The sequence below is a fragment of the Aquipseudomonas ullengensis genome, assembly GCF_014174475.1.
Classification (GTDB): domain Bacteria; phylum Pseudomonadota; class Gammaproteobacteria; order Pseudomonadales; family Pseudomonadaceae; genus Aquipseudomonas; species Aquipseudomonas ullengensis.
In genome coordinates, this window is record NZ_JACJUD010000008.1 from 38,628 (window position 1) to 57,246 (window position 18,619).

Genomic DNA, 18,619 nt, shown 5'->3' on the forward strand with positions numbered 1-18,619 from the left:
CACGACAACTTTTTTGGCGACAGGTGTCACTAATTGCCTACGTTTTATTTACACCTGCGTCGCAAAACCGCATGTTGCATGTCGCAATTCTGTAGGTTTTGGTCGCCATTAACGATGCCTGTTATCTGTCTGGAAAAGCCTGAAATTCCAAGCGCTTAGGTATTGTCCGGAAACGAGCTTAAGCGGCTTTTCATGCTCTTCCGAGGCGTGTCACCGCTGACGGTGATTCCTGTATAGCAACAACCATGCACAAAACACCTGTCTGCTCTGAAAATTCCTAGGTGAGGGGTTGTTGCATCTACGGTTACAGCTGTCGATATCGCTCTGTGTGGGCTGCGTAGGCATTTAGCTGCTCAAGTTGCAAGGCGGAAGCCTTTCTGTTGGGCGTCTCGGTCAGCGTTACCTGCGATTGCCAGGCAAGGAAGAATTTACTCGCCGGTAACGTTTTTTTCACTAATGTGGGCAGTTTTGGTGCGCAATGGCTTTGGGTTGGTGCGCGGGCCTGTGGGCGGTGCTTGGCAGGCCTTGGATGGGTGCGTTGCGTGCTTTGCCAGTGAGGTGGCTTGCGCTTTTGTTGTGCGGGGCTGGCAGTTGCTGCAAATGGCTGTCCGGATTGGGGTGAATTGCCCTGGCTGCCCGGCTATTCTGCGCACCCTGAATGGTGGCGTTGGGTTGGCGCTGTCCTGAGCTGGAGGAGTTTTCCGATGTTTACCCTGGATTCGCGCTTGCAGGCCGATACGTTAACGGTCGGGGATTTTCCTCTTTGCCGTTTATTGCTGATGAATGACGCGCATTACCCGTGGTTCATTCTGGTGCCGCGTCGTGAGGCGGTCAGCGAGCTGTTCCAGCTCGATATGGCTGATCAGCAGCAACTCTGGCTAGAGACTACGCGTCTCGCTGAGGTGCTCAAGGATGCCTTTGTTGCCGACAAGATGAACGTCGCAACGCTGGGGAATGTGGTCAGCCAGTTGCACATGCATGTCATCGTGCGTCGTCGTGAAGATGCCGCCTGGCCAGCTCCGGTGTGGGGTAAACATCCCGCCGAGGTCTATTCCGCTGAGCAGATTACCGCGATGCGTGATCGTCTGCGCCTGGTGCTGGCCGACGACTTTCGCTTTGCTGAGGATTGAACGGATGAGCATCGAACAGCGCATCATCGAGCTGGAGAGCCGGCAGGCGTTCCAGGATGACACCATCGCCGCCTTGAACGATGAGCTCGTCGAGCAGCAGCGCATCATCGAGCGCTTGCAAGTGCAGGTGCAGGTTCTGGCGCGGCGCCAGGAGGAAATGCAGAGCTCGTTCGGCATCGATGAGGATGAAGCGCCACCGCCTCATTATTAAAGTCACAAAAAAGCCCGCACTAAGCGGGCTTTTTTGTGGGTGCTGCTTTAGCGGCGCGATGGCAGGGCGGCGATGACGTCTTCCGCCTGCAGGCCTTTGTCGCGGTTCATGACTGAGAACTCCACGCGCTGGCCTTCGATCAGGACGCGGTGGCCTTCGCCGCGGATGGCGCGAAAGTGCACGAAGATATCGTCGCCGGTATCGCGGGAAATGAAGCCGAAGCCCTTGGACGTGTTGAACCACTTCACGGTGCCGGTTTCCCGGTTGCCGAGGTCGCGGTTGAGTGGTGCGCGCTCTTGCTGGCTGCGCGGTTCGACATTGATTGCCAGTTGCAGGAGTACGCCCAGAGCCAGGGTGGCCAGGCTCAGGACGGCGGCCGGAAGGTTGCCGATCAGGGGTAGGGGCGCCAGCAGCACCAAGGCTTGCAGAACTACGGTCAGGACCAGCAGGGCCGAGACCACGACCTGGAGTTGACTGCGTACGCCATCGTGGCGAACCGGCAGAAGCGGTGCGAGGAGCAGGTTGGCCAAGCCGTAGATGGCCAGGTACAGCGCGTCGGCGTGTTGCAGGTAGGGCAAGGCGTCATTGCGCAGGCTGGGGGCGAAGGACAGCAGCAGGGCGGCAACGCCCGTCAGCAGGTGGACGATTTTCAACATGGTCGATTGGCTCACTCTGGTGCAAACAATAAGAAGGACGAGCGGGGCGAGCAGGAGCCCGGAGAAATGGGCTGAAACAGCAGCGATGACCCGCCTATGCCGTACCCGCATGATGACGGGTGCAGCACCGGGCGGTATTTAACCGCAAAGCACAGGTCTACTCAAATCAAGCGCTTAGCGCAGCTTCTGCGGAGGAGGGGTGGATCTGGTTGCGGCCGTTGCGTTTGGCCTGGTAGAGCGCATCGTCGGCCCTGGTTACCAGGCTTTCGAAGTTGTCGCCGGGCTCGGCGAGCGCCAGGCCGAAGGACGCGGTAATACTGTCCAGAACCTTGTCGGTGCTGCGTACCTTGATCCGTAGGGCCTGGAGTTTCAGGCGCAGCTGCTCGGCAAAGGCGCTCGCCGAGGCGATGTCGAAGCAGTCACGCAGGATCACACAAAATTCTTCGCCACCGTATCGTGCAGCAATGCCGCGGGCGGGCAGCAGGTCGCGCATCAATTGGCCGACATGTTGCAGCACGCGGTCGCCCAGTGGATGGCCGTACTGGTCGTTGAACTGTTTGAAGTGGTCGATATCCAGCATGACCAGCGCCAGCCCTTGCGGGTCGTTGCTCAGGGCCTGCTCCAGCAGGCGAGTGAACGCATGGCGGTTGAACACGTGGGTCAGGCTGTCCAGCGTTGCAGCAGCCTGGGCGCGTTCCAGCTGGGTGCGCAGGCTCTGGATTTCACCTTGGGCTGCGCGCAGGCGGTAGAGGAACTGCTCCTGCTGATCGTGCATGAGTTGCGTGCTTTGTTGCAGCTCGGTGAGTACGTTGGGCAGGTCGTCGGCGATCGGTTCCTGCAGGGCGGCCAGGCCGAGGGCCAGGCTGGCTTGATAGTGCTGGCTGCCGCTCACGCTGCGCGATACGTCGCCCTGGATGTCATCTACCAGCTCGATGACCTGTTGCTGGCCGGCACGGGCCTCTTCCAGTTCACCATTGATGATGTAGTCGCGGAACAGCTTGGCTGCGGTTTCCGGTGGAAAACTGGCGAAATCCTTGACGGCTTTGTCCAGGCGGCGATTCAGCTCTGGTTCGGTACCTTTGCTGTAGGTGTACCACAGCGCGTAGTGCACGGGATTTGGCGGGATGTCGTGGCGCACCATGTGTGGCACGGCCTGCTTGAGCAGGTCGGCAGCCGCGCGGGTCTCTTCCGGGTAGAGTTCGAGAATGGAAGGCGCTTTCGGCTGGCTCATGCACGTCACTGTGGCAAAGGGGGCAATGTGCGAAGAATAGATCAGTCGGAACACTGCGCCTAGCAAAAGGCCCGCTATGAGCGGGCCTTTTCGGTGTTTCTGCGGGTTATTCGGCAGCCAGCAGGCTGCGCAGCATCCAGGCGGTTTTTTCGTGCACTTGCATGCGCTGGGTCAGCAGGTCGGCGGTGGGTTCATCGCTGACTTTGTCCAGCAACGGGAAAATCCCGCGAGCGGTGCGCACGACGGCTTCCTGGCCCTGGACCAGCAGCTTGATCATGTCCTGGGCGCCGGGTACGCCTTCTTCTTCCTTGATCGACGACAGGCGAGCGTAGGCGGCATAGGTGCCCGGTGCCGGGAAGCCAAGGGCGCGGATGCGTTCGGCGATCATGTCGACGGCCAGCGAGAGCTCGGTGTATTGCCCTTCGAACATCAGGTGCAGGGTGTTGAACATCGGGCCCGTGACGTTCCAATGGAAGTTGTGGGTCTTGAGATAGAGGGTGTAAGTGTCAGCCAGCAGGCGGGACAGGCCCTCAGCGATGGCGGCGCGATCCTGCTCGGCGATGCCGATATTGATTTCCATGTCTTGCTTCTCCTCTCAGGTGGCCGGGGTAGACGCTCCCCGTGATGGTTCGAGCCTATCACAGGCCAATAATTTTCCGGCTCGGGATTGTCTCAATGCAGGTCATACCCGGAGGTTATCGGTCATCCGGGGTTGTCGGGTTGCGCGGTGCTCAGAGGCGGGCCAGTTCGGGTTGCTGTTGCAGCGTGCGGTTGAATACGTCGACCCAATAAGCGCTGAACTGGCGACCTGCCAGGTTGTTAATTTCCAGGATGGCGCGCAGGCGTGGGCGCTTGCTCAGGGTCTGGTGGGCGCGCTCGTGGGTGCGTGCGTCGAAGGTGTCGGCGATGTTGAGGATCAGCGCGCCAGGGGTGATCTCCACTTCCCGCAGGCCTTTGGGGTAGCCGCTGCCATCGACGTGTTCCTGATGTTGCAGAATGATCTCGCTGGCCAGGCTCCAGGCCGGCATGCGGCGCAGCAGCTCCGCGGCCTGGCGCGGGTGGGCGTGCACCTGGCGGCGCTCCTCGCGGTTCAGTTGGTCTTCCTTGTGCAGCAGGTCGAGCGGCAAAAAAGCCATGCCCAGATCGTGCAGGCAGACGGCGGCGGCCAGTTGTGCCGGCTCGACCGGGGTGTCGGCGCTTTCGTTGATTGCCAGGGTTAGCGCCAGCAAGCGCAAGCCGCGACCGTGCCAGAAGGGGGAGCGATGTTCGCTGGCGAGCATCAGTTCGCTGAAGAACTGCAGGTCGGCATCGCTGGTGATCGCATGCATGGCGAGCAACTGTTGCAGTTGGTTCTGGTCCGGCAGCTCCACCGGCTGCAGGCGGGTGCTGGGGTCCAGATGCTGCAGCAGGGTGCGGCGGATTTCCGTCTGCCGCGCGGTGGGTGCGGCGGCCAGGGCCTGCAACGCCTGGCAGAGATTCTTGCGTTCACGTTGGTCGAGGCGCGCAGGGCGGCCATCCAGTGCCTCGCCGATCAGCTCGCGCAAATGGTCGAGGGTCAGCAGGAGTATGTCGCCGAGCAGGCTGTCGAAGGTCAGGCGATCTTCACGCAGGGCGGCGAGCACATCCTCGAGGGCCTGCGGCAGCGGCATCAGCGTGCTGAGCTCGACGATGCCAAGGTTGCCCTTAATCGTGTGTACCAGGCGAAACAGCTCGCGCAGGCGCCCGCTATCCTGCGGGTGGCGTTCGAGTTCGATCAGCAGGGCCTCGCAACGCGGCAGCAATTCGGCCGTTTCGATGCGGAAGTCTTCCAGCAGCTCGCTGGTCAGGTCGACGGGGCGTGGTGTAGCCATGGCTCTCTCCGCGATAGCGGGCGGGAGTCTCAGTATAGAAAGCTCTGGCGAAACGCGTTTTGTCGGTGGCTGCGTCGGGTCGATTAACCCTATATAATCCCGCCCCTTGCCCCGGATACGGGCTTGCGCCTGCGTTAAACCGGCGGCGCCGCTGGTCGATTGAGCGACCAGCCCCGTGCCGAATTGAAGAAAATGCTCGCCGTCGCCCGGTTCTACACGCCAGGCCGGCCAAGCCGACTTCAGGGCACTGTTGCAGCGGCAGCGACCTTCGCCCAATACGTGCCGAATGGTCCCGACGAATTCAAGACTGATTAGAGAAGCGAACCACGATCATGATGCGCAGCCACTATTGCGGCCAGTTGAACGAGTCCCTGGACGGCCAGGAAGTCACTCTTTGCGGTTGGGTTCACCGTCGCCGTGACCACGGTGGGGTGATCTTCCTCGACATCCGTGACCGTGAAGGTCTGGCTCAGGTGGTGTTCGATCCCGATCGCGCCGAGACCTTCGCCAAGGCCGATCGCGTGCGCAGCGAGTACGTGGTCAAGATCGTCGGCAAGGTGCGTGTGCGCCCTGAAGGCGCGCGCAACGCCAACATGGCGTCCGGCGCCATCGAAGTGCTGGGCTATGAGCTGGAAGTGCTCAACGAGGCGGAAACCCCGCCGTTCCCGCTCAACGAATACAGCGATGTGGGTGAAGAAACCCGCCTGCGCTACCGCTTCATCGACCTGCGTCGCCCGGAAATGGCCGAGAAGCTCAAGCTGCGCTCGCGCATTACCTCGAGCATCCGCCGCTACCTGGACGAGAACGGCTTCCTCGACGTGGAAACGCCGATCCTCACCCGTGCGACCCCGGAAGGCGCCCGCGACTACCTGGTGCCAAGCCGCACCCACCCCGGTAGCTTCTTCGCCCTGCCGCAGTCGCCGCAACTGTTCAAGCAACTGTTGATGGTGGCCGGCTTCGACCGCTACTACCAGATCGCCAAATGCTTCCGCGACGAAGACCTGCGTGCCGACCGCCAGCCGGAATTCACCCAGATCGACATCGAGACCAGCTTCCTCGACGAAGACGACATCATCGCCATCACCGAGAAGATGATTCGCAAGCTGTTCAAGGAAGTCCTGGATCTGGAATTCGGCGAATTCCCGCACATGACCCTGGCCGAGGCCATGCGTCGTTTCGGTTCGGACAAGCCTGACCTGCGCATTCCGCTGGAACTGGTAGACGTTGCCGATCAGCTGAAAGACGTCGACTTCAAGGTCTTCAGTGGCCCGGCCAATGATCCGAAGTGCCGTATTGCGGCCCTGCGCGTGCCGGGTGCCGGCAGCATGCCGCGCAAGCAGATCGACGACTACACCAAGTTTGTCGGCAACTACGGCGCCAAGGGCCTGGCCTACATCAAGGTCAACGAGCGCGCCAAGGGTGTTGAGGGTCTGCAGTCGCCGATCGTCAAGAACATCCCGGAAGCCAACCTCAATGTCATCCTCGATCGCGTGGGCGCTGTCGATGGCGACATCGTGTTCTTCGGCGCCGACAAGACCAAGATCGTCTGCGATGCCCTCGGCGCGCTGCGGATCAAGGTCGGCCACGACCTCAATCTGCTGACCTGCCAGTGGGCGCCGATGTGGGTTGTCGACTTCCCGATGTTCGAAGAGAACGACGACGGCAGCCTGACCGCCATGCACCACCCGTTCACCGCGCCGAAGTGCACCCCGGCCGAGCTGGAAGCCAACCCGGCTGCCGCGCTGTCGCGTGCCTACGACATGGTGCTCAATGGCACCGAGCTGGGTGGCGGTTCGATCCGTATCCACGACAAGGCCATGCAGCAGACCGTATTCCGCGTGCTTGGCATCAGCGAAGACGAGCAGCAGGAGAAGTTCGGCTTCCTCCTCGACGCGCTGAAATTCGGTGCGCCGCCCCACGGTGGCCTGGCCTTCGGCCTGGATCGCCTGGTGATGCTGATGACCGGTGCCAGCTCGATCCGTGAAGTGATCGCCTTCCCGAAAACCCAGAGTGCTGCAGATGTAATGACCCAGGCGCCGGGCGAAGTGGATGCCAAGGCGCTGCAGGAGCTGCACATTCGCCTGCGCGAAAAGCCCAAGGCCGAGTAACGTAACGCTGTACCGACAGAAGCCTGGGTTTGCCAGGCTTCTTCGTTATGGGTGCGACACAAACCTGATTTGCAACAGACGGAGTGAGTTATGGCTGGTCATTCCAAGTGGGCCAACATCAAGCACCGCAAAGGGCGCCAAGACGCCAAACGCGGCAAGATCTTCACCAAGCTGATTCGCGAACTGACCGTGGCGGCCAAGGGTGGCGCTGTTCCGGCGGACAACCCACGCCTGCGTTTGGCGGTGGACAAGGCGCTGACGGCCAACATGACCCGTGACGTGATCGATCGGGCGATTGCCCGCGGTGCCGGCAATGACGCCGCCGACAACGTCATCGAGATGAGTTACGAGGGCTACGCGCCGAGCGGTGTGGCCATCATCGTCGAAGCCATGACCGATAACCGCAACCGCACCGCCGCCGACGTGCGCCATGCCTTTACCAAGTGTGGCGGCAACCTCGGCACCGACGGTTCGGTGGCCTACATGTTCGACCGCAAGGGGCAGATCAGTTTCGCCCCGGGCGTCAGTGAAGATGCCCTGATGGAAGCGGCGCTGGACGCGGGTGCTGATGACGTGGAGATGGGCGAGGACGGTTCCGCGCTGGTTTCCACCAGTTTTGCCGAATTCCTCTCGGTCAACGAGGCGCTGACGGCAGCTGGTTTCAAGGGCGAGGAGGCGGAAATCGCCATGATCCCGTCGATCAGTGCGCCGGTCACCGACCTGGAAATCGCCAAGAAGGTCATGAAGTTGATCGACATGCTGGAAGACCTGGACGACGTGCAGAACGTCTACCACAACGCTGAAATCCCTGACGAGATCATGGAACAGCTGGACTGACCTCGGCTCGTGAGCGCAGGCCGGAAGCCGCCCCAGGCGCTTCCGGCTTTTTTATGCGTGACGTCGGGTGACGGCAGCCGTGGCCGGCCCGTATACTCGCGGCTGGATAAATAGACAGTGTGGCGTGGGCTTGTCCGGCGCTGTGGATGAGCAAGCATGACGCTGATTTTGGGGATCGACCCTGGCTCGCGCATCACCGGTTACGGCGTGGTGCGTGATACCGGCCGCGGCTGCGAGTACGTGGCCTCTGGCTGCATCCGCACTGGTAGCGGTGCCTTGCCCGAGCGCCTGCAGATCGTCTTTCGCGGCGTGCGCGAGGTGATCGAGACCTACGGGCCGGTGACCATGGGCATCGAGCAGGTGTTCATGGCGAAGAACGCCGACTCGGCGCTCAAGCTCGGCCAGGCCCGTGGTGCGGCGATAGTGGCCGGGGTGGAGGCGGGCCTGGATATCGCCGAATACACCGCAACCCAGGTCAAGCAGGCAATTGCCGGTACCGGTGGCGCGGACAAGCAGCAGGTACAGATGATGGTCATGCACCTGCTCAAGCTGGTGCAGAAACCGCAGATCGATGCCTCCGATGCCCTGGCTATTGCCCTGTGCCATGCCCACCATCGGCAAAGCCTGATTCCCCATGGTCTGGTCGGCGCCAAGCGGCGCGGCGGCCGTCTGCGTTTGTAGCCCTCTTTGTGACTAAGGAAACCAAGTCGTGATCGGACGCCTGAAAGGCACCCTGGCGGAAAAGCAGCCGCCGCATTTGATCGTGGATGTAAATGGTGTCGGCTATGAGCTGGAAGTGCCGATGACCACCCTCTATCGCCTGCCGTCGCTGGGCGAGCCGGTGACGCTGCACACCCACCTGGTAGTGCGCGAAGATGCTCACCTGCTCTACGGCTTTGCCGAAAAGCGTGAGCGCGAGCTGTTCCGTGAGCTGATCCGCCTCAATGGTGTCGGTCCCAAGCTGGCGCTGGCGCTGATGTCCGGGCTGGAGGTCGATGAGTTGGTGCGCTGCGTGCAGGCAGGCGATACCTCGACCCTGGTGAAGATCCCGGGTGTCGGCAAGAAAACCGCCGAGCGCCTGCTGGTGGAGTTGAAAGATCGTTTCAAGGCATGGGAAAGCATGCCGTCCATCGCCACCCTGGTGGTGGAACCCCGTGCTGGCATGGCAGTCTCAAGCGCGGAGAGCGACGCCGTGAGCGCGCTGATTTCCCTCGGTTTCAAGCCGCAAGAGGCCAGCAAGGCCGTAGCGGCCGTGCAGGAAGATGGTCTGTCCAGCGAGGATTTGATTCGTCGTGCCCTTAAAGGAATGGTTTAACCCGTGATCGAAGCCGACCGTCTGATAACTGCCAGTGGCCGTGAGCGCGAAGAGCAGGTGGATCGTGCCATCCGCCCGCTCAAGCTGGCCGACTACATTGGTCAGCCGAGTGTGCGCGAGCAAATGGAGCTGTTCATCCAGGCTGCGCGTGGGCGTCAGGAAGCACTCGATCACACCCTGATCTTCGGACCGCCCGGCCTGGGCAAGACCACCCTGGCCAATATCCTCGCGCAGGAAATGGGCGTGGCTATCAAAAGCACCTCCGGCCCCGTGCTGGAGCGGCCGGGGGATTTGGCGGCGCTGCTGACCAATCTGGAGCCGGGCGACGTGCTGTTCGTCGACGAGATTCATCGTCTGTCGCCGATCGTCGAGGAAGTGCTGTACCCGGCGATGGAGGACTTCCAGCTCGATATCATGATCGGCGAGGGCCCGGCCGCGCGCTCGATCAAGCTCGACCTGCCGCCGTTCACCCTGGTGGGCGCCACCACGCGGGCGGGCATGTTGACCAACCCGCTGCGTGACCGCTTCGGCATCGTCCAGCGCCTGGAGTTCTACTCGACGGCGGATCTGTCCACCATTGTCACTCGCTCGGCTGGCATTCTCGGGCTACCGATCGAGGCCGAAGGCGCGTTCGAGATCGCCCGCCGTGCCCGTGGCACGCCGCGTATCGCCAACCGCCTGCTGCGCCGTGTGCGGGATTTTGCCGAGGTGCGTGGCACCGGCGAGATCACCCGTTCGATTGCCGACCAGGCGCTCAACCTGCTGGATGTCGATGAACGTGGCTTCGACCACCAGGATCGACGTCTACTGCTGACCCTGATCGACAAGTTCGACGGCGGGCCGGTCGGTATCGACAGCCTGGCCGCGGCCATCAGCGAGGAGCGGCATACCATCGAGGATGTGCTGGAGCCTTATCTGATCCAGCAGGGCTACATCATGCGCACCCCGCGGGGGCGGGTGGTAACGCGGCATGCCTACCTGCACTTCGGTCTCAATGTGCCGAAGCGCCTGGGTGAGGCGCCGGTTGCCGATCTCTTCGCAGGAAGCGACGAATAGTTGAAAAACAAGGGCTTGGCCGATTGGCAAGGCCGGGAGTAAACACTAGAGTATGCGCGCGCAAAACGAGGCTCAGCCTTTTGCCCTGAAAAGTCGGGTGTATTACGAAGATACCGACGCCGGGGGCATCGTCTATTACGTCAATTACCTCAAATTCATGGAGCGGGCGCGTACCGAGCGCTTGCGCATGCTGGGTTTTGCCCAATCACAACTGGCTGGGGAAAACCTGTTGTTCGTCGTGCATTCGGCCGAGGCGCGGTACCATGCGCCCGCCCGGTTGGATGATGAAATTTTTATCACTGCCGAAGTGATCGAGTTAAACCGTGCCAGCCTGCGCTTTCGTCAACAGGTGAGGCGGGCTACGGATGAGGCGCTGCTCTGTGAGGGGCAGTTCGTGGTGGCCTGTGTGCGCGCCGACAGTTTGAAACCCCGTGCCATGCCCGAGGCGCTGCGTGCAGCCTTCGCCCATGACGCGGGTTTATCCCCAGCAGGAGAGTAAGCGTGGAAGCCAACGCCGTTGACCACATGTCGATGTGGAGTCTGATCAGCAACGCCAGTCTGGTGGTGCAGCTGGTAATGCTCGCCCTGGTGGCCGCCTCGGTCACATCGTGGATCATGATCTTCCAGCGCAGCACTATGCTGCGTGCCGCCAAGAAGTCCCTGGAAGTCTTCGAGGAACGCTTCTGGTCGGGTATCGACCTGTCCAAGCTGTACCGCCAGGCCGGTAGCAACCCGGACCCGGATTGCGGCGTGGAGCAGATCTTTCGTGCTGGTTTCAAGGAATTCTCGCGCCTGCGCCAGCAGCCAGGCGTCGATCCTGATGCAGTGATGGACGGTGTGGCGCGTGCCATGCGCGTGGCCATTTCGCGTGAAGAAGAGAAGCTGGAAACCGGCTTGTCATTCCTCGCCACCGTCGGCTCCACCAGCCCCTACGTCGGCCTGTTCGGTACCGTGTGGGGCATCATGAACTCCTTCCGCGGCCTCGCGCAGGTGCAGCAGGCCACTCTGGCCACCGTAGCGCCGGGCATTGCCGAGGCACTGATCGCTACCGCTATCGGCCTGTTCGCCGCGATTCCTGCGGTCATCGCCTACAACCGCTTCGCTGCGCAAGGCGAGCGTCTGATCGGCCGCTACTACACCTTCGCTGACGAGTTCCAGGCGATCCTGCACCGCAAAGTGCACACCAGCGAGGACTGAGGCTCCCCATGGCCAGAATTCGCAACAGACGCAAGCCCGTCGCCGAGATGAACGTCGTGCCGTATATCGACGTGATGCTGGTGCTGCTGGTGATCTTCATGGTGACCGCGCCGATGCTCAACCAGGGCGTCAAGGTCGACCTGCCCAAGGTGTCCAGCGAGGCCCTGCCGCAGGACAACAACTCCCGTGTGCTGACCATCTCCATCAAGGCCGACAAGACCTACTACTGGACCATGGGTGAGGAAGTCGACCCGGATCAGGGAAAGGAGAGCGAAACGGCGACGGCCTTGCCGCAACTAGTGCAGGCAGTTACTGCAATCATGAGTCAGAACGCCAGCCAGGGTAAGAAGGTTCAGGTCTTCGTACGCGGCGACAAGGCGGTCGACTACGGCTCTGTGATGGCCGTGATGGGTGGTCTGCAAGAAGCCGGCGTGGGTAACGTCGGGCTGATCACCGAGGCGCCTTGATGCAGCAGCAGAGCGTTCGCTCCTCGTCGGAAAGTTACTTCTGGCCAGTTGTCTGGGCGGTGACTCTGCACGCCCTGATGTTTGCCATGCTGTTCGTCAGCTTCCATTTTGCCCCTGACCTGCCGCCGCCCAAGCCGATTGTTCAGGTGACGCTGTACTCGCCTAAGTCGCAAAGCCAGGCCACGACCCAGACCAATCAGAAGATTGCTGGCGAGTCCAAGAAGACGGCAGCGCGTCAGTACGAGCAGGAGCAGCTGGAAGCCAAGAAGGAAGAGCAACAGAAGCAGGAGGCGGCGGAACAAAAGAAAGCCGATGCGGCCAAACAGGCTGAAGTAGCCAAGAAAGAAGCCGAGGCCGACGCCAAGAAAGAGGCGGCGGAGAAAGCGGCGGAGCAGAAAAAACTCGCGGATATCGCCAAGAAGAAATCCGAGGAAGAAAAGAAGAAAGCTGCTGAGGAAGCCAAGAAGAAGGCCGCCGAAGCTGCGAAGAAGAAAGCGGCGGAAGACGCCAAAAAGAAAAAAGCTGAGGCAGACCGGAAAAAGAAAGCTCAGGAAGCGGCACGTAAGTCCGCTGCCGATCAGAAGGCGGCGGCATTGGCTGAGCTACTTTCCGATACTACCGAGCGACAGCAGGCCCTGGCGGATGAAGTCGGTGATCAGGTAACTGGTAATTACGATGATCTGATTCGTAGCCTGGTGACACAAAACTGGATTCGCCCGCCATCGGCGCGTAATGGCATGAGTGTTACGGTGCAGGTCAACATGCTGCCTGATGGCTCGATTTCCAATGCCTCGGTGCTGCGCTCCAGTGGTGATGCCGCGTTCGACGGTTCGGCGGTGTCTGCCGTGCGCAACGTGGGCCGAATTACAGAAATGCAGGGCATCAGTCCCAGTGACTTTGCTCCTTATCGTTCGTTCAAGATGACATTCACGCCTGAGGATCTGGACCTGTGAACATTATTCTTCGAGGGCTTGTGCTGCTGCTTTGCTGCACTGCGGGCTTGGCTGTAGCCGATGACAAGAACATTGCCGTCGTCGGTGGCGCCAACCGCGCCATTCCGATTGCCGTGGTGCCGTTTGGTTGGCAGGGCGGCAGCGTGCTGCCGGAAGACATGGCCGATATCGTCGGCAATGACCTGCGCAACTCCGGCATGTACGAGCCGATTCCGCGGCAGAACATGATCAGCCTGCCGACCCAGGCCAGCGAAATCATCTACCGCGACTGGCAGGCCTTGGGCGCCCAGTACGTGCTGGTCGGCAGTATCGTGCCGAGCGGTGCGCGCCTGCAGGTGCAGTACGCCCTGTTCAACGTGGCGACCCAGCAGCAGGTCGTGGCTGGCAACGTCGGTGGCACCCTGGATCAATTGCGTGACATGGCCCACTACGTGGCTGACCAGTCGTTCGAGAAGCTGACCGGTATCAAGGGGGCGTTTTCCACCAAGATGCTTTATGTCACCGCCGAGCGTTTCTCGGTCAACAACACCCGTTACACCTTGCAGCGTTCGGACTACGACGGCGCGCGTGGCGTGACCTTGCTGCAATCGCGTGAGCCGATCCTGTCGCCGCGTTATGCGCCGGATGGCCGTCGCATTGCCTATGTTTCGTTCGAGCAGCGTCGTCCGCGCATCTTCATCCAGCACGTCGACACCGGTCGCCGCGAGCAGATCACCAACTTCGAAGGGCTGAATGGCGCGCCGGCGTTCTCGCCGGATGGCAATCGCCTGGCGTTCGTGCTGTCCAAGGACGGCAACCCGGAGATCTACGTGATGGATCTCGGTTCTCGCCAGCTGCAGCGCGTAACCAACCACTACGCCATCGATACCGAACCGTTCTGGGGTAAAGATGGCCAGACCATCTATTTCACCTCCGACCGCGCCGGCAAGCCGCAGGTGTACAAGCAGAACATCGCGTCGGGTGCCGTGGAGCGCGTGACGTTCACTGGCAACTACAACGCCAACCCGAAACTCTCGGCTGACGAGAAGACGCTGGTGATGATTCACCGTCAGGACGGCTTCACCAACTTCAAGGTGGCAGCCATGGACCTGGTACGTGGCGGTGCGCCGCGCATCCTTTCCGAGACCAGTCTGGACGACTCGCCCACTGTTGCGCCCAATGGCACCATGCTAATCTACGCCACCCGCCAGCAGGGCCGGGGAGTGCTGATGCTTGTTTCGACTAACGGGCGCGCCAGACTCCCGATTCCTACCGCCCAAGGTGATGTTCGGGAGCCGTCCTGGTCTCCTTACCTGAACTGATGCGGTAACAATTTTTTGCTTTAAAACACACCTAGACACCATTAGGAGCTACATCATGGAAATGCTGAAATTTGCTGCACTGGGCCTGGCCCTCGCTGTTACCGTTGGTTGCTCGTCCAAAGGCGGCGACAACGCCGGTGAAGGCGCTGTTGATCCGAACGCTGGCTACAACGCCAACGGCAACGGCGTTGACGGTGCTCTGAGCGAAGAAGCTGCTCTGCGCGCCATCACCACCTTCTACTTCGAATACGACAGCTCCGACCTGAAGCCAGAAGCCATGCGCGCTCTGGACGTTCACGCCAAGGACCTGAAAGGCAACGGCGCTCGCGTCGTTCTGGAAGGCCACACCGACGAGCGCGGCACCCGCGAGTACAACATGGCTCTGGGCGAGCGTCGTGCCAAGGCCGTTCAACGCTACCTGGTTCTGCAGGGCGTTTCCCCGGCTCAGCTGGAACTGGTTTCCTACGGCGAAGAGCGTCCGGTTGCCACTGGCACCGAAGAGCAGTCCTGGGCTCAAAACCGTCGCGTCGAACTGCGTAAGTAATTCGCCATGCGTAAGTGCCTTCGTACTTTGACCTCTTTGGCTCTCGTCCTGCCGCTCGCGGCACTGGCCGAGGTTCCCGTGGTGGATGGCAGTGCCGGTAACGGCAGCAGCTATCCGCCTGTGGGTTATGGTACGAACGGCGCCTACGCCGGGGGAGGGGCTGCGGCCCCGACCTCGGCGCAGGGTGAGCTGTTCATGCAGTTGCAGCAGATGCAGGAAGAAATTGCCCAGCTGCGCGGCATGGTTGAAGAACAGCAGAACGAGATTCAACGCCTCAAGCAAGAAAGCCAGGCACGCTACCAGGATATCGACAGCCGTTTGCAGGCTGGTGGTACCGCCGGTGCACCTGCACAGAACACACCTACCGAGGGCGCAGTAAACGCCAACGGTACTCCCGCTGCGCCGGCCCAACAGGCTCCGGCAGCCAGCAACGAGCCGGCTGATCCGGCGAAGGAAAAGCTGTATTACGACGCTGCCTTCGATCTGATCAAAGCCAAGGATTTCGACAAGGCCAGCCAGGCGTTCACCGCCTTCCTGCGCAAGTACCCGCAGAGCCAGTACGCCGGCAATGCCCAGTACTGGTTGGGTGAAGTCAATCTGGCCAATGGCAACCTGCCGGAAGCCGGCAAGGCCTTCGCCCAGGTCGCGGCCAATTACCCGAGCCACGCCAAGGTGCCGGATTCGCTGTTCAAGCTGGCCGATGTCGAGCAGCGCATGGGCAATACCGACCATGCCAAAGGCATCCTGCAGCAGCTGATCGCCCAATACCCGGGCTCGTCCGCCGCGCAGTTGGCCCAGCGTGACTTGCAGCGTCTGCCCTGAGTCGCTCTACCCGTTAGCAAGAAACCCGCGCGAGTCGCGGGTTTTTTTATGTCCTTTCCCTGGTAGCCACGCTTTGGATGCGCTGCATGCGTGACGTTAAAAATGTCTCGCGGAAATTTTTCGTTTAGACTCGCCGCCCCGAATCACCCGCAACGGAGGCGGATGGCCTGTTTAGCCGTCACGCCCGGTGCTCATATGCAAGAAACCCTGCGCATCACCGAGATTTTCTACTCGCTGCAGGGCGAAACGCGTACCAGTGGCTTGCCCACGGTATTCGTTCGCCTGACTGGCTGCCCGCTACGCTGCCAGTACTGCGATACCGCCTATGCCTTCAGTGGCGGCGAGATCATGACGCTGGATGCCATCTGCGCGCAGATCGCCAGCTACAAGCCGCGCTATATCTGCGTTACCGGTGGCGAGCCGCTGGCCCAGCCCAACTGCATTCCGCTGCTCAAGCGTCTGTGCGATGCCGGCTACGAGGTGTCGCTGGAGACCAGCGGCGCCATCGATATTTCCGCCACCGACCGTCGCGTCAGTCGCGTGGTCGACCTGAAGACCCCGGGCTCGGCGGAAGTGTCGCGCAACCTCTACAGCAACATGGATGAGCTGACCGGTAACGATCAGGTCAAATTCGTCATCTGCTCGCGCGAAGACTACGACTGGGCTGTGTCCAAGCTGATCGAATACCGCCTGGAGCAGCGTGCCGGCGAGGTGCTGTTCTCGCCCAGCCATCAGCAGGTCAGCCCGCAGGCGCTGGCGCAGTGGATCATTGCCGACAATCTGCCGGTGCGCTTCCAGCTACAGCTGCACAAAATCCTCTGGAATGACGAGCCTGGCCACTGAGCCGAGGGAGCTGAAATGACTGACAAGAAAGCCGTAGTGCTGCTCTCTGGCGGGCTCGATTCCGCCACCATCCTGGCCCAGGCCAAGGCCGCGGGGTTTACCTGCTACAGCATGGGCTTCGATTACGGCCAGCGTCACCGCGCCGAGTTGCAGGCGGCCGAGCGTGTGGCCAGGCAGCTGGGTGTGGTCGAGCACAAGGTGATCGGCCTCAACCTCAATGGCATCGGCGGTTCGGCGCTGACCGACAGTTCCATCGCCGTGCCGGAAAGCCCGACCGAAGGCATCCCGGTCACCTATGTGCCGGCGCGCAACACGGTATTTCTCTCGCTCGCGCTGGGCTGGGCTGAAGTGCTGGGCGCCCATGACATCTTCATCGGCGTGAACGCGGTGGACTATTCCGGTTATCCGGATTGCCGCCCGGCTTTTATCGAGGCATTCGAGCGAGTGGCCAACCTGGCGACCCGTGAGGGCGTGGAGGGGTGTGGTTTCCGCATCCAGGCGCCGCTGCAGAACCTGAGCAAGGCGCAGATCGTCGAGATCGGTGTGCAGCATGGGGTTGATTACGGCCTGACTGTGTCCTGCTACCAGGCCGATGACGAGGGGCGTGCCTGTGGCAAGTGCGAGAGCTGCCGCCTGCGCGCGGCGGGCTTCAGTGCGGCGGGTGTGCCGGACCCGACCCGCTACCGTTAAAATTTTTCTCGGGCGGCTGTTGATTTTCTGAATCAAATCAGTATTATACGCCTCGCTTTGGGTCGTTAGCTCAGTTGGTAGAGCAGTTGGCTTTTAACCAATTGGTCGTAGGTTCGAATCCCACACGACCCACCAAATCGCAGAAGCCAGTCGCAAGACTGGCTTTTTTTTGCCTTGAGAAAAGCCAGCCGGCGCGCTTTGCCGTGTCATTCACGGGATGGCCTGTCGCGCTGGGGCAGCGGGGCCGGGTGGTATACTCGCCGCTTGCCGTTACGTGCCTGCAGGTCTGATTAACATGACGCACATTTCCGAACGCCTTCTGGTTCAAGCCCACCTCGACGCCAAGCAGCCGGTGCCGCTGACGCCTGAGCAGGACGCTTTCTACCGCAGTGAAATCGCTGCCGAGCTGAAGAAGCAGAATGCCGTGCTGGTGGCGCACTACTACTGCGATCCGGTGATTCAGGCGCTGGCGGAAGAGACCGGTGGCTGCGTGTCCGACTCCCTGGAAATGGCCCGCTTCGGCAATCAGCATGCGGCGCAGACCGTGGTGGTGGCCGGGGTCAAGTTCATGGGCGAGACGGCGAAGATCCTCAACCCGGAAAAGCGCGTGCTGATGCCGACCCTGGAGGCGACCTGCTCGCTCGACCTGGGTTGTCCGGTCGACGAATTTTCCGCGTTCTGCGACCAGCATCCCGAGCGCACCGTAGTGGTCTACGCCAACACCTCTGCAGCGGTGAAGGCGCGTGCCGACTGGGTGGTGACCTCCAGTTGCGCGCTGGAGATCGTCGAGAGCCTGATGGATAACGGTGAAACCATCCTCTGGGCGCCGGATCAGCACCTGGGACGCTACATCCAGCGCCAGACCGGTGCCGACATGCTGCTGTGGGACGGCGCCTGCATCGTCCACGAGGAGTTCAAGGCCAAGCAGTTGGAGGACATGAAGGCGGTTTATCCGGAGGCGGCGATCCTGGTGCACCCGGAATCGCCGGAGGCGGTGATCGAACTGGCCGATGCAGTAGGTTCCACCAGCCAGTTGATCAAGGCGGCGCAGACCCTGCCGAACACCACCTTCATCGTCGCCACCGATCGCGGCATCTTCTACAAGATGCAGCAGCTGTGCCCGGACAAGGTCTTCATCGAGGCGCCAACTGCCGGTAATGGCGCGGCTTGCCGCAGTTGCGCGCATTGCCCGTGGATGGCCATGAATACCCTGCAGCGCACCCTGCAGTGCTTGCGTGAGGGCAGCAACGAGATCCTCGTCGACCCGGCATTGATCCCGCGGGCGATCAAGCCGCTCAAGCGCATGCTGGATTTCACCCAGGCGGCGCGGATGAAGCTCAGCGGCAACGCCTGAACCGATCTGCGAAACAAAAAAGCCCGGCAAGTGCCGGGCTTTTTTCTGCGCCTA

21 protein-coding genes and 1 tRNA gene are annotated in these 18,619 nt (G+C 61.3%); 18 read left to right on the top strand and 4 right to left on the bottom strand.

Annotated elements, in window-relative coordinates; genetic code table 11:
- Positions 1-704: 704 nt before the first annotated feature.
- Complete coding sequence (locus tag H3H51_RS19950) at positions 705-1,130, top strand: HIT family protein (RefSeq protein WP_183090834.1); 426 nt, start codon at positions 705-707, stop codon at positions 1,128-1,130.
- Between the two features lie 4 nt (positions 1,131-1,134).
- Positions 1,135-1,341, top strand: a complete 207-nt coding sequence (locus H3H51_RS19955; protein ID WP_183090835.1) for a SlyX family protein — start codon at positions 1,135-1,137, stop codon at positions 1,339-1,341.
- Positions 1,342-1,388: 47 nt separating this feature from the next.
- On the opposite strand, the gene H3H51_RS21340 is transcribed toward H3H51_RS19955, so the two are convergent.
- The 4 genes from H3H51_RS21340 to H3H51_RS19975 all read right to left on the bottom strand — a co-directional run bounded on the left by H3H51_RS21340 (position 1,389) and on the right by H3H51_RS19975 (position 5,078).
- Positions 1,389-1,997 carry a cold shock domain-containing protein membrane protein gene (locus H3H51_RS21340; protein ID WP_183090836.1) on the bottom strand — a complete coding sequence of 203 codons (609 nt, stop codon included), beginning with the start codon at positions 1,995-1,997 and terminating at the stop codon, positions 1,389-1,391.
- A gap of 166 nt (positions 1,998-2,163) precedes the next feature.
- The gene (locus H3H51_RS19965) at positions 2,164-3,228 is read right to left on the bottom strand and encodes a GGDEF domain-containing protein (protein ID WP_183090837.1); all 1,065 of its coding nucleotides are present in this window, start codon (positions 3,226-3,228) and stop codon (positions 2,164-2,166) included.
- A gap of 106 nt (positions 3,229-3,334) precedes the next feature.
- Complete coding sequence (locus H3H51_RS19970; RefSeq protein ID WP_183090838.1) at positions 3,335-3,808, bottom strand: Dps family protein; 474 nt, start codon at positions 3,806-3,808, stop codon at positions 3,335-3,337.
- A gap of 151 nt (positions 3,809-3,959) precedes the next feature.
- The gene (locus H3H51_RS19975) at positions 3,960-5,078 is read right to left on the bottom strand and encodes an HD-GYP domain-containing protein (protein ID WP_183090839.1); all 1,119 of its coding nucleotides are present in this window, start codon (positions 5,076-5,078) and stop codon (positions 3,960-3,962) included.
- Positions 5,079-5,410: 332 nt separating this feature from the next.
- Between H3H51_RS19975 and aspS the strand changes: the two genes are divergently transcribed.
- The 16 genes from aspS (at position 5,411) to nadA (ending at position 18,565) form a co-directional block, all read left to right on the top strand.
- On the top strand, positions 5,411-7,186 hold the full coding sequence (gene aspS, locus H3H51_RS19980) for an aspartate--tRNA ligase (RefSeq protein WP_183090840.1): 1,776 nt from the start codon (positions 5,411-5,413) through the stop codon (positions 7,184-7,186).
- 90 nt (positions 7,187-7,276) lie between these two features.
- The gene (locus tag H3H51_RS19985) at positions 7,277-8,023 is read left to right on the top strand and encodes a YebC/PmpR family DNA-binding transcriptional regulator (RefSeq protein WP_183090841.1); all 747 of its coding nucleotides are present in this window, start codon (positions 7,277-7,279) and stop codon (positions 8,021-8,023) included.
- A gap of 156 nt (positions 8,024-8,179) precedes the next feature.
- A complete protein-coding gene (ruvC, locus tag H3H51_RS19990; RefSeq protein ID WP_183090842.1) occupies positions 8,180-8,704 on the top strand; it encodes a crossover junction endodeoxyribonuclease RuvC in 525 nt (174 codons plus the stop codon).
- 28 nt (positions 8,705-8,732) lie between these two features.
- Entirely contained in the window at positions 8,733-9,338 is a 606-nt protein-coding gene (gene ruvA, locus H3H51_RS19995; protein WP_183090843.1) for a Holliday junction branch migration protein RuvA, read from the top strand.
- Between the two features lie 3 nt (positions 9,339-9,341).
- Entirely contained in the window at positions 9,342-10,394 is a 1,053-nt protein-coding gene (gene ruvB / locus H3H51_RS20000; protein ID WP_183090844.1) for a Holliday junction branch migration DNA helicase RuvB, read from the top strand.
- Between the two features lie 52 nt (positions 10,395-10,446).
- The gene (gene ybgC, locus H3H51_RS20005; RefSeq protein WP_183090845.1) at positions 10,447-10,893 is read left to right on the top strand and encodes a tol-pal system-associated acyl-CoA thioesterase; all 447 of its coding nucleotides are present in this window, start codon (positions 10,447-10,449) and stop codon (positions 10,891-10,893) included.
- A gap of 2 nt (positions 10,894-10,895) precedes the next feature.
- Positions 10,896-11,591, top strand: a complete 696-nt coding sequence (gene tolQ, locus H3H51_RS20010) for a protein TolQ (RefSeq protein WP_183090846.1) — start codon at positions 10,896-10,898, stop codon at positions 11,589-11,591.
- Positions 11,592-11,599: 8 nt separating this feature from the next.
- Positions 11,600-12,058: a protein TolR gene (gene tolR / locus H3H51_RS20015; RefSeq protein WP_183090847.1), complete on the top strand. Its 459-nt coding sequence runs from the start codon at positions 11,600-11,602 to the stop codon at positions 12,056-12,058.
- Positions 12,058-13,011 carry a cell envelope integrity protein TolA gene (gene tolA, locus H3H51_RS20020; protein WP_183090848.1) on the top strand — a complete coding sequence of 318 codons (954 nt, stop codon included), beginning with the start codon at positions 12,058-12,060 and terminating at the stop codon, positions 13,009-13,011. The genes tolR and tolA overlap by 1 nt, the downstream gene beginning before the upstream one ends.
- Positions 13,008-14,312, top strand: coding sequence for a Tol-Pal system beta propeller repeat protein TolB (tolB, locus tag H3H51_RS20025; protein WP_407926525.1), 1,305 nt, complete (start codon positions 13,008-13,010; stop codon positions 14,310-14,312). Before tolA ends, tolB begins: the two co-directional genes overlap by 4 nt.
- A 55-nt stretch (positions 14,313-14,367) precedes the next feature.
- Positions 14,368-14,856 carry a peptidoglycan-associated lipoprotein Pal gene (gene pal, locus H3H51_RS20030; RefSeq protein WP_183090849.1) on the top strand — a complete coding sequence of 163 codons (489 nt, stop codon included), beginning with the start codon at positions 14,368-14,370 and terminating at the stop codon, positions 14,854-14,856.
- Positions 14,857-14,862: 6 nt separating this feature from the next.
- Positions 14,863-15,678: a tol-pal system protein YbgF gene (ybgF, locus tag H3H51_RS20035; RefSeq protein WP_183090850.1), complete on the top strand. Its 816-nt coding sequence runs from the start codon at positions 14,863-14,865 to the stop codon at positions 15,676-15,678.
- Between the two features lie 195 nt (positions 15,679-15,873).
- Positions 15,874-16,521, top strand: a complete 648-nt coding sequence (gene queE, locus H3H51_RS20040) for a 7-carboxy-7-deazaguanine synthase QueE (protein WP_183090851.1) — start codon at positions 15,874-15,876, stop codon at positions 16,519-16,521.
- Positions 16,522-16,536: 15 nt separating this feature from the next.
- Positions 16,537-17,211, top strand: a complete 675-nt coding sequence (gene queC / locus H3H51_RS20045) for a 7-cyano-7-deazaguanine synthase QueC (RefSeq protein WP_183090852.1) — start codon at positions 16,537-16,539, stop codon at positions 17,209-17,211.
- Positions 17,212-17,270: 59 nt separating this feature from the next.
- A tRNA-Lys gene (locus H3H51_RS20050) sits at positions 17,271-17,346 on the top strand.
- 160 nt (positions 17,347-17,506) lie between these two features.
- A complete protein-coding gene (gene nadA / locus H3H51_RS20055) occupies positions 17,507-18,565 on the top strand; it encodes a quinolinate synthase NadA (protein WP_183090853.1) in 1,059 nt (352 codons plus the stop codon).
- Positions 18,566-18,619: the final 54 nt, after the last annotated feature.

What these genes read in the sequence shown, in the direction of transcription:
- ybgC (WP_183090845.1), top strand. Translation starts at nt 10,447, where the DNA reads ATGCGCGCGCAAAACGAGGCTCAGCCTTTTGCCCTGAAAAGTCGGGTG.
- H3H51_RS19985 (WP_183090841.1), top strand. Translation starts at nt 7,277, where the DNA reads ATGGCTGGTCATTCCAAGTGGGCCAACATCAAGCACCGCAAAGGGCGC.
- aspS (WP_183090840.1), top strand. Translation starts at nt 5,411, where the DNA reads ATGATGCGCAGCCACTATTGCGGCCAGTTGAACGAGTCCCTGGACGGC.
- H3H51_RS21340 (WP_183090836.1), bottom strand. Translation starts at nt 1,997, where the DNA reads ATGTTGAAAATCGTCCACCTGCTGACGGGCGTTGCCGCCCTGCTGCTG.
- H3H51_RS19955 (WP_183090835.1), top strand. Translation starts at nt 1,135, where the DNA reads ATGAGCATCGAACAGCGCATCATCGAGCTGGAGAGCCGGCAGGCGTTC.
- queC (WP_183090852.1), top strand. Translation starts at nt 16,537, where the DNA reads ATGACTGACAAGAAAGCCGTAGTGCTGCTCTCTGGCGGGCTCGATTCC.
- H3H51_RS19950 (WP_183090834.1), top strand. Translation starts at nt 705, where the DNA reads ATGTTTACCCTGGATTCGCGCTTGCAGGCCGATACGTTAACGGTCGGG.
- H3H51_RS19965 (WP_183090837.1), bottom strand. Translation starts at nt 3,228, where the DNA reads ATGAGCCAGCCGAAAGCGCCTTCCATTCTCGAACTCTACCCGGAAGAG.
- H3H51_RS19970 (WP_183090838.1), bottom strand. Translation starts at nt 3,808, where the DNA reads ATGGAAATCAATATCGGCATCGCCGAGCAGGATCGCGCCGCCATCGCT.
- pal (WP_183090849.1), top strand. Translation starts at nt 14,368, where the DNA reads ATGGAAATGCTGAAATTTGCTGCACTGGGCCTGGCCCTCGCTGTTACC.
- ybgF (WP_183090850.1), top strand. Translation starts at nt 14,863, where the DNA reads ATGCGTAAGTGCCTTCGTACTTTGACCTCTTTGGCTCTCGTCCTGCCG.
- queE (WP_183090851.1), top strand. Translation starts at nt 15,874, where the DNA reads ATGCAAGAAACCCTGCGCATCACCGAGATTTTCTACTCGCTGCAGGGC.
- ruvC (WP_183090842.1), top strand. Translation starts at nt 8,180, where the DNA reads ATGACGCTGATTTTGGGGATCGACCCTGGCTCGCGCATCACCGGTTAC.
- tolA (WP_183090848.1), top strand. Translation starts at nt 12,058, where the DNA reads ATGCAGCAGCAGAGCGTTCGCTCCTCGTCGGAAAGTTACTTCTGGCCA.
- H3H51_RS19975 (WP_183090839.1), bottom strand. Translation starts at nt 5,078, where the DNA reads ATGGCTACACCACGCCCCGTCGACCTGACCAGCGAGCTGCTGGAAGAC.
- nadA (WP_183090853.1), top strand. Translation starts at nt 17,507, where the DNA reads ATGACGCACATTTCCGAACGCCTTCTGGTTCAAGCCCACCTCGACGCC.
- tolR (WP_183090847.1), top strand. Translation starts at nt 11,600, where the DNA reads ATGGCCAGAATTCGCAACAGACGCAAGCCCGTCGCCGAGATGAACGTC.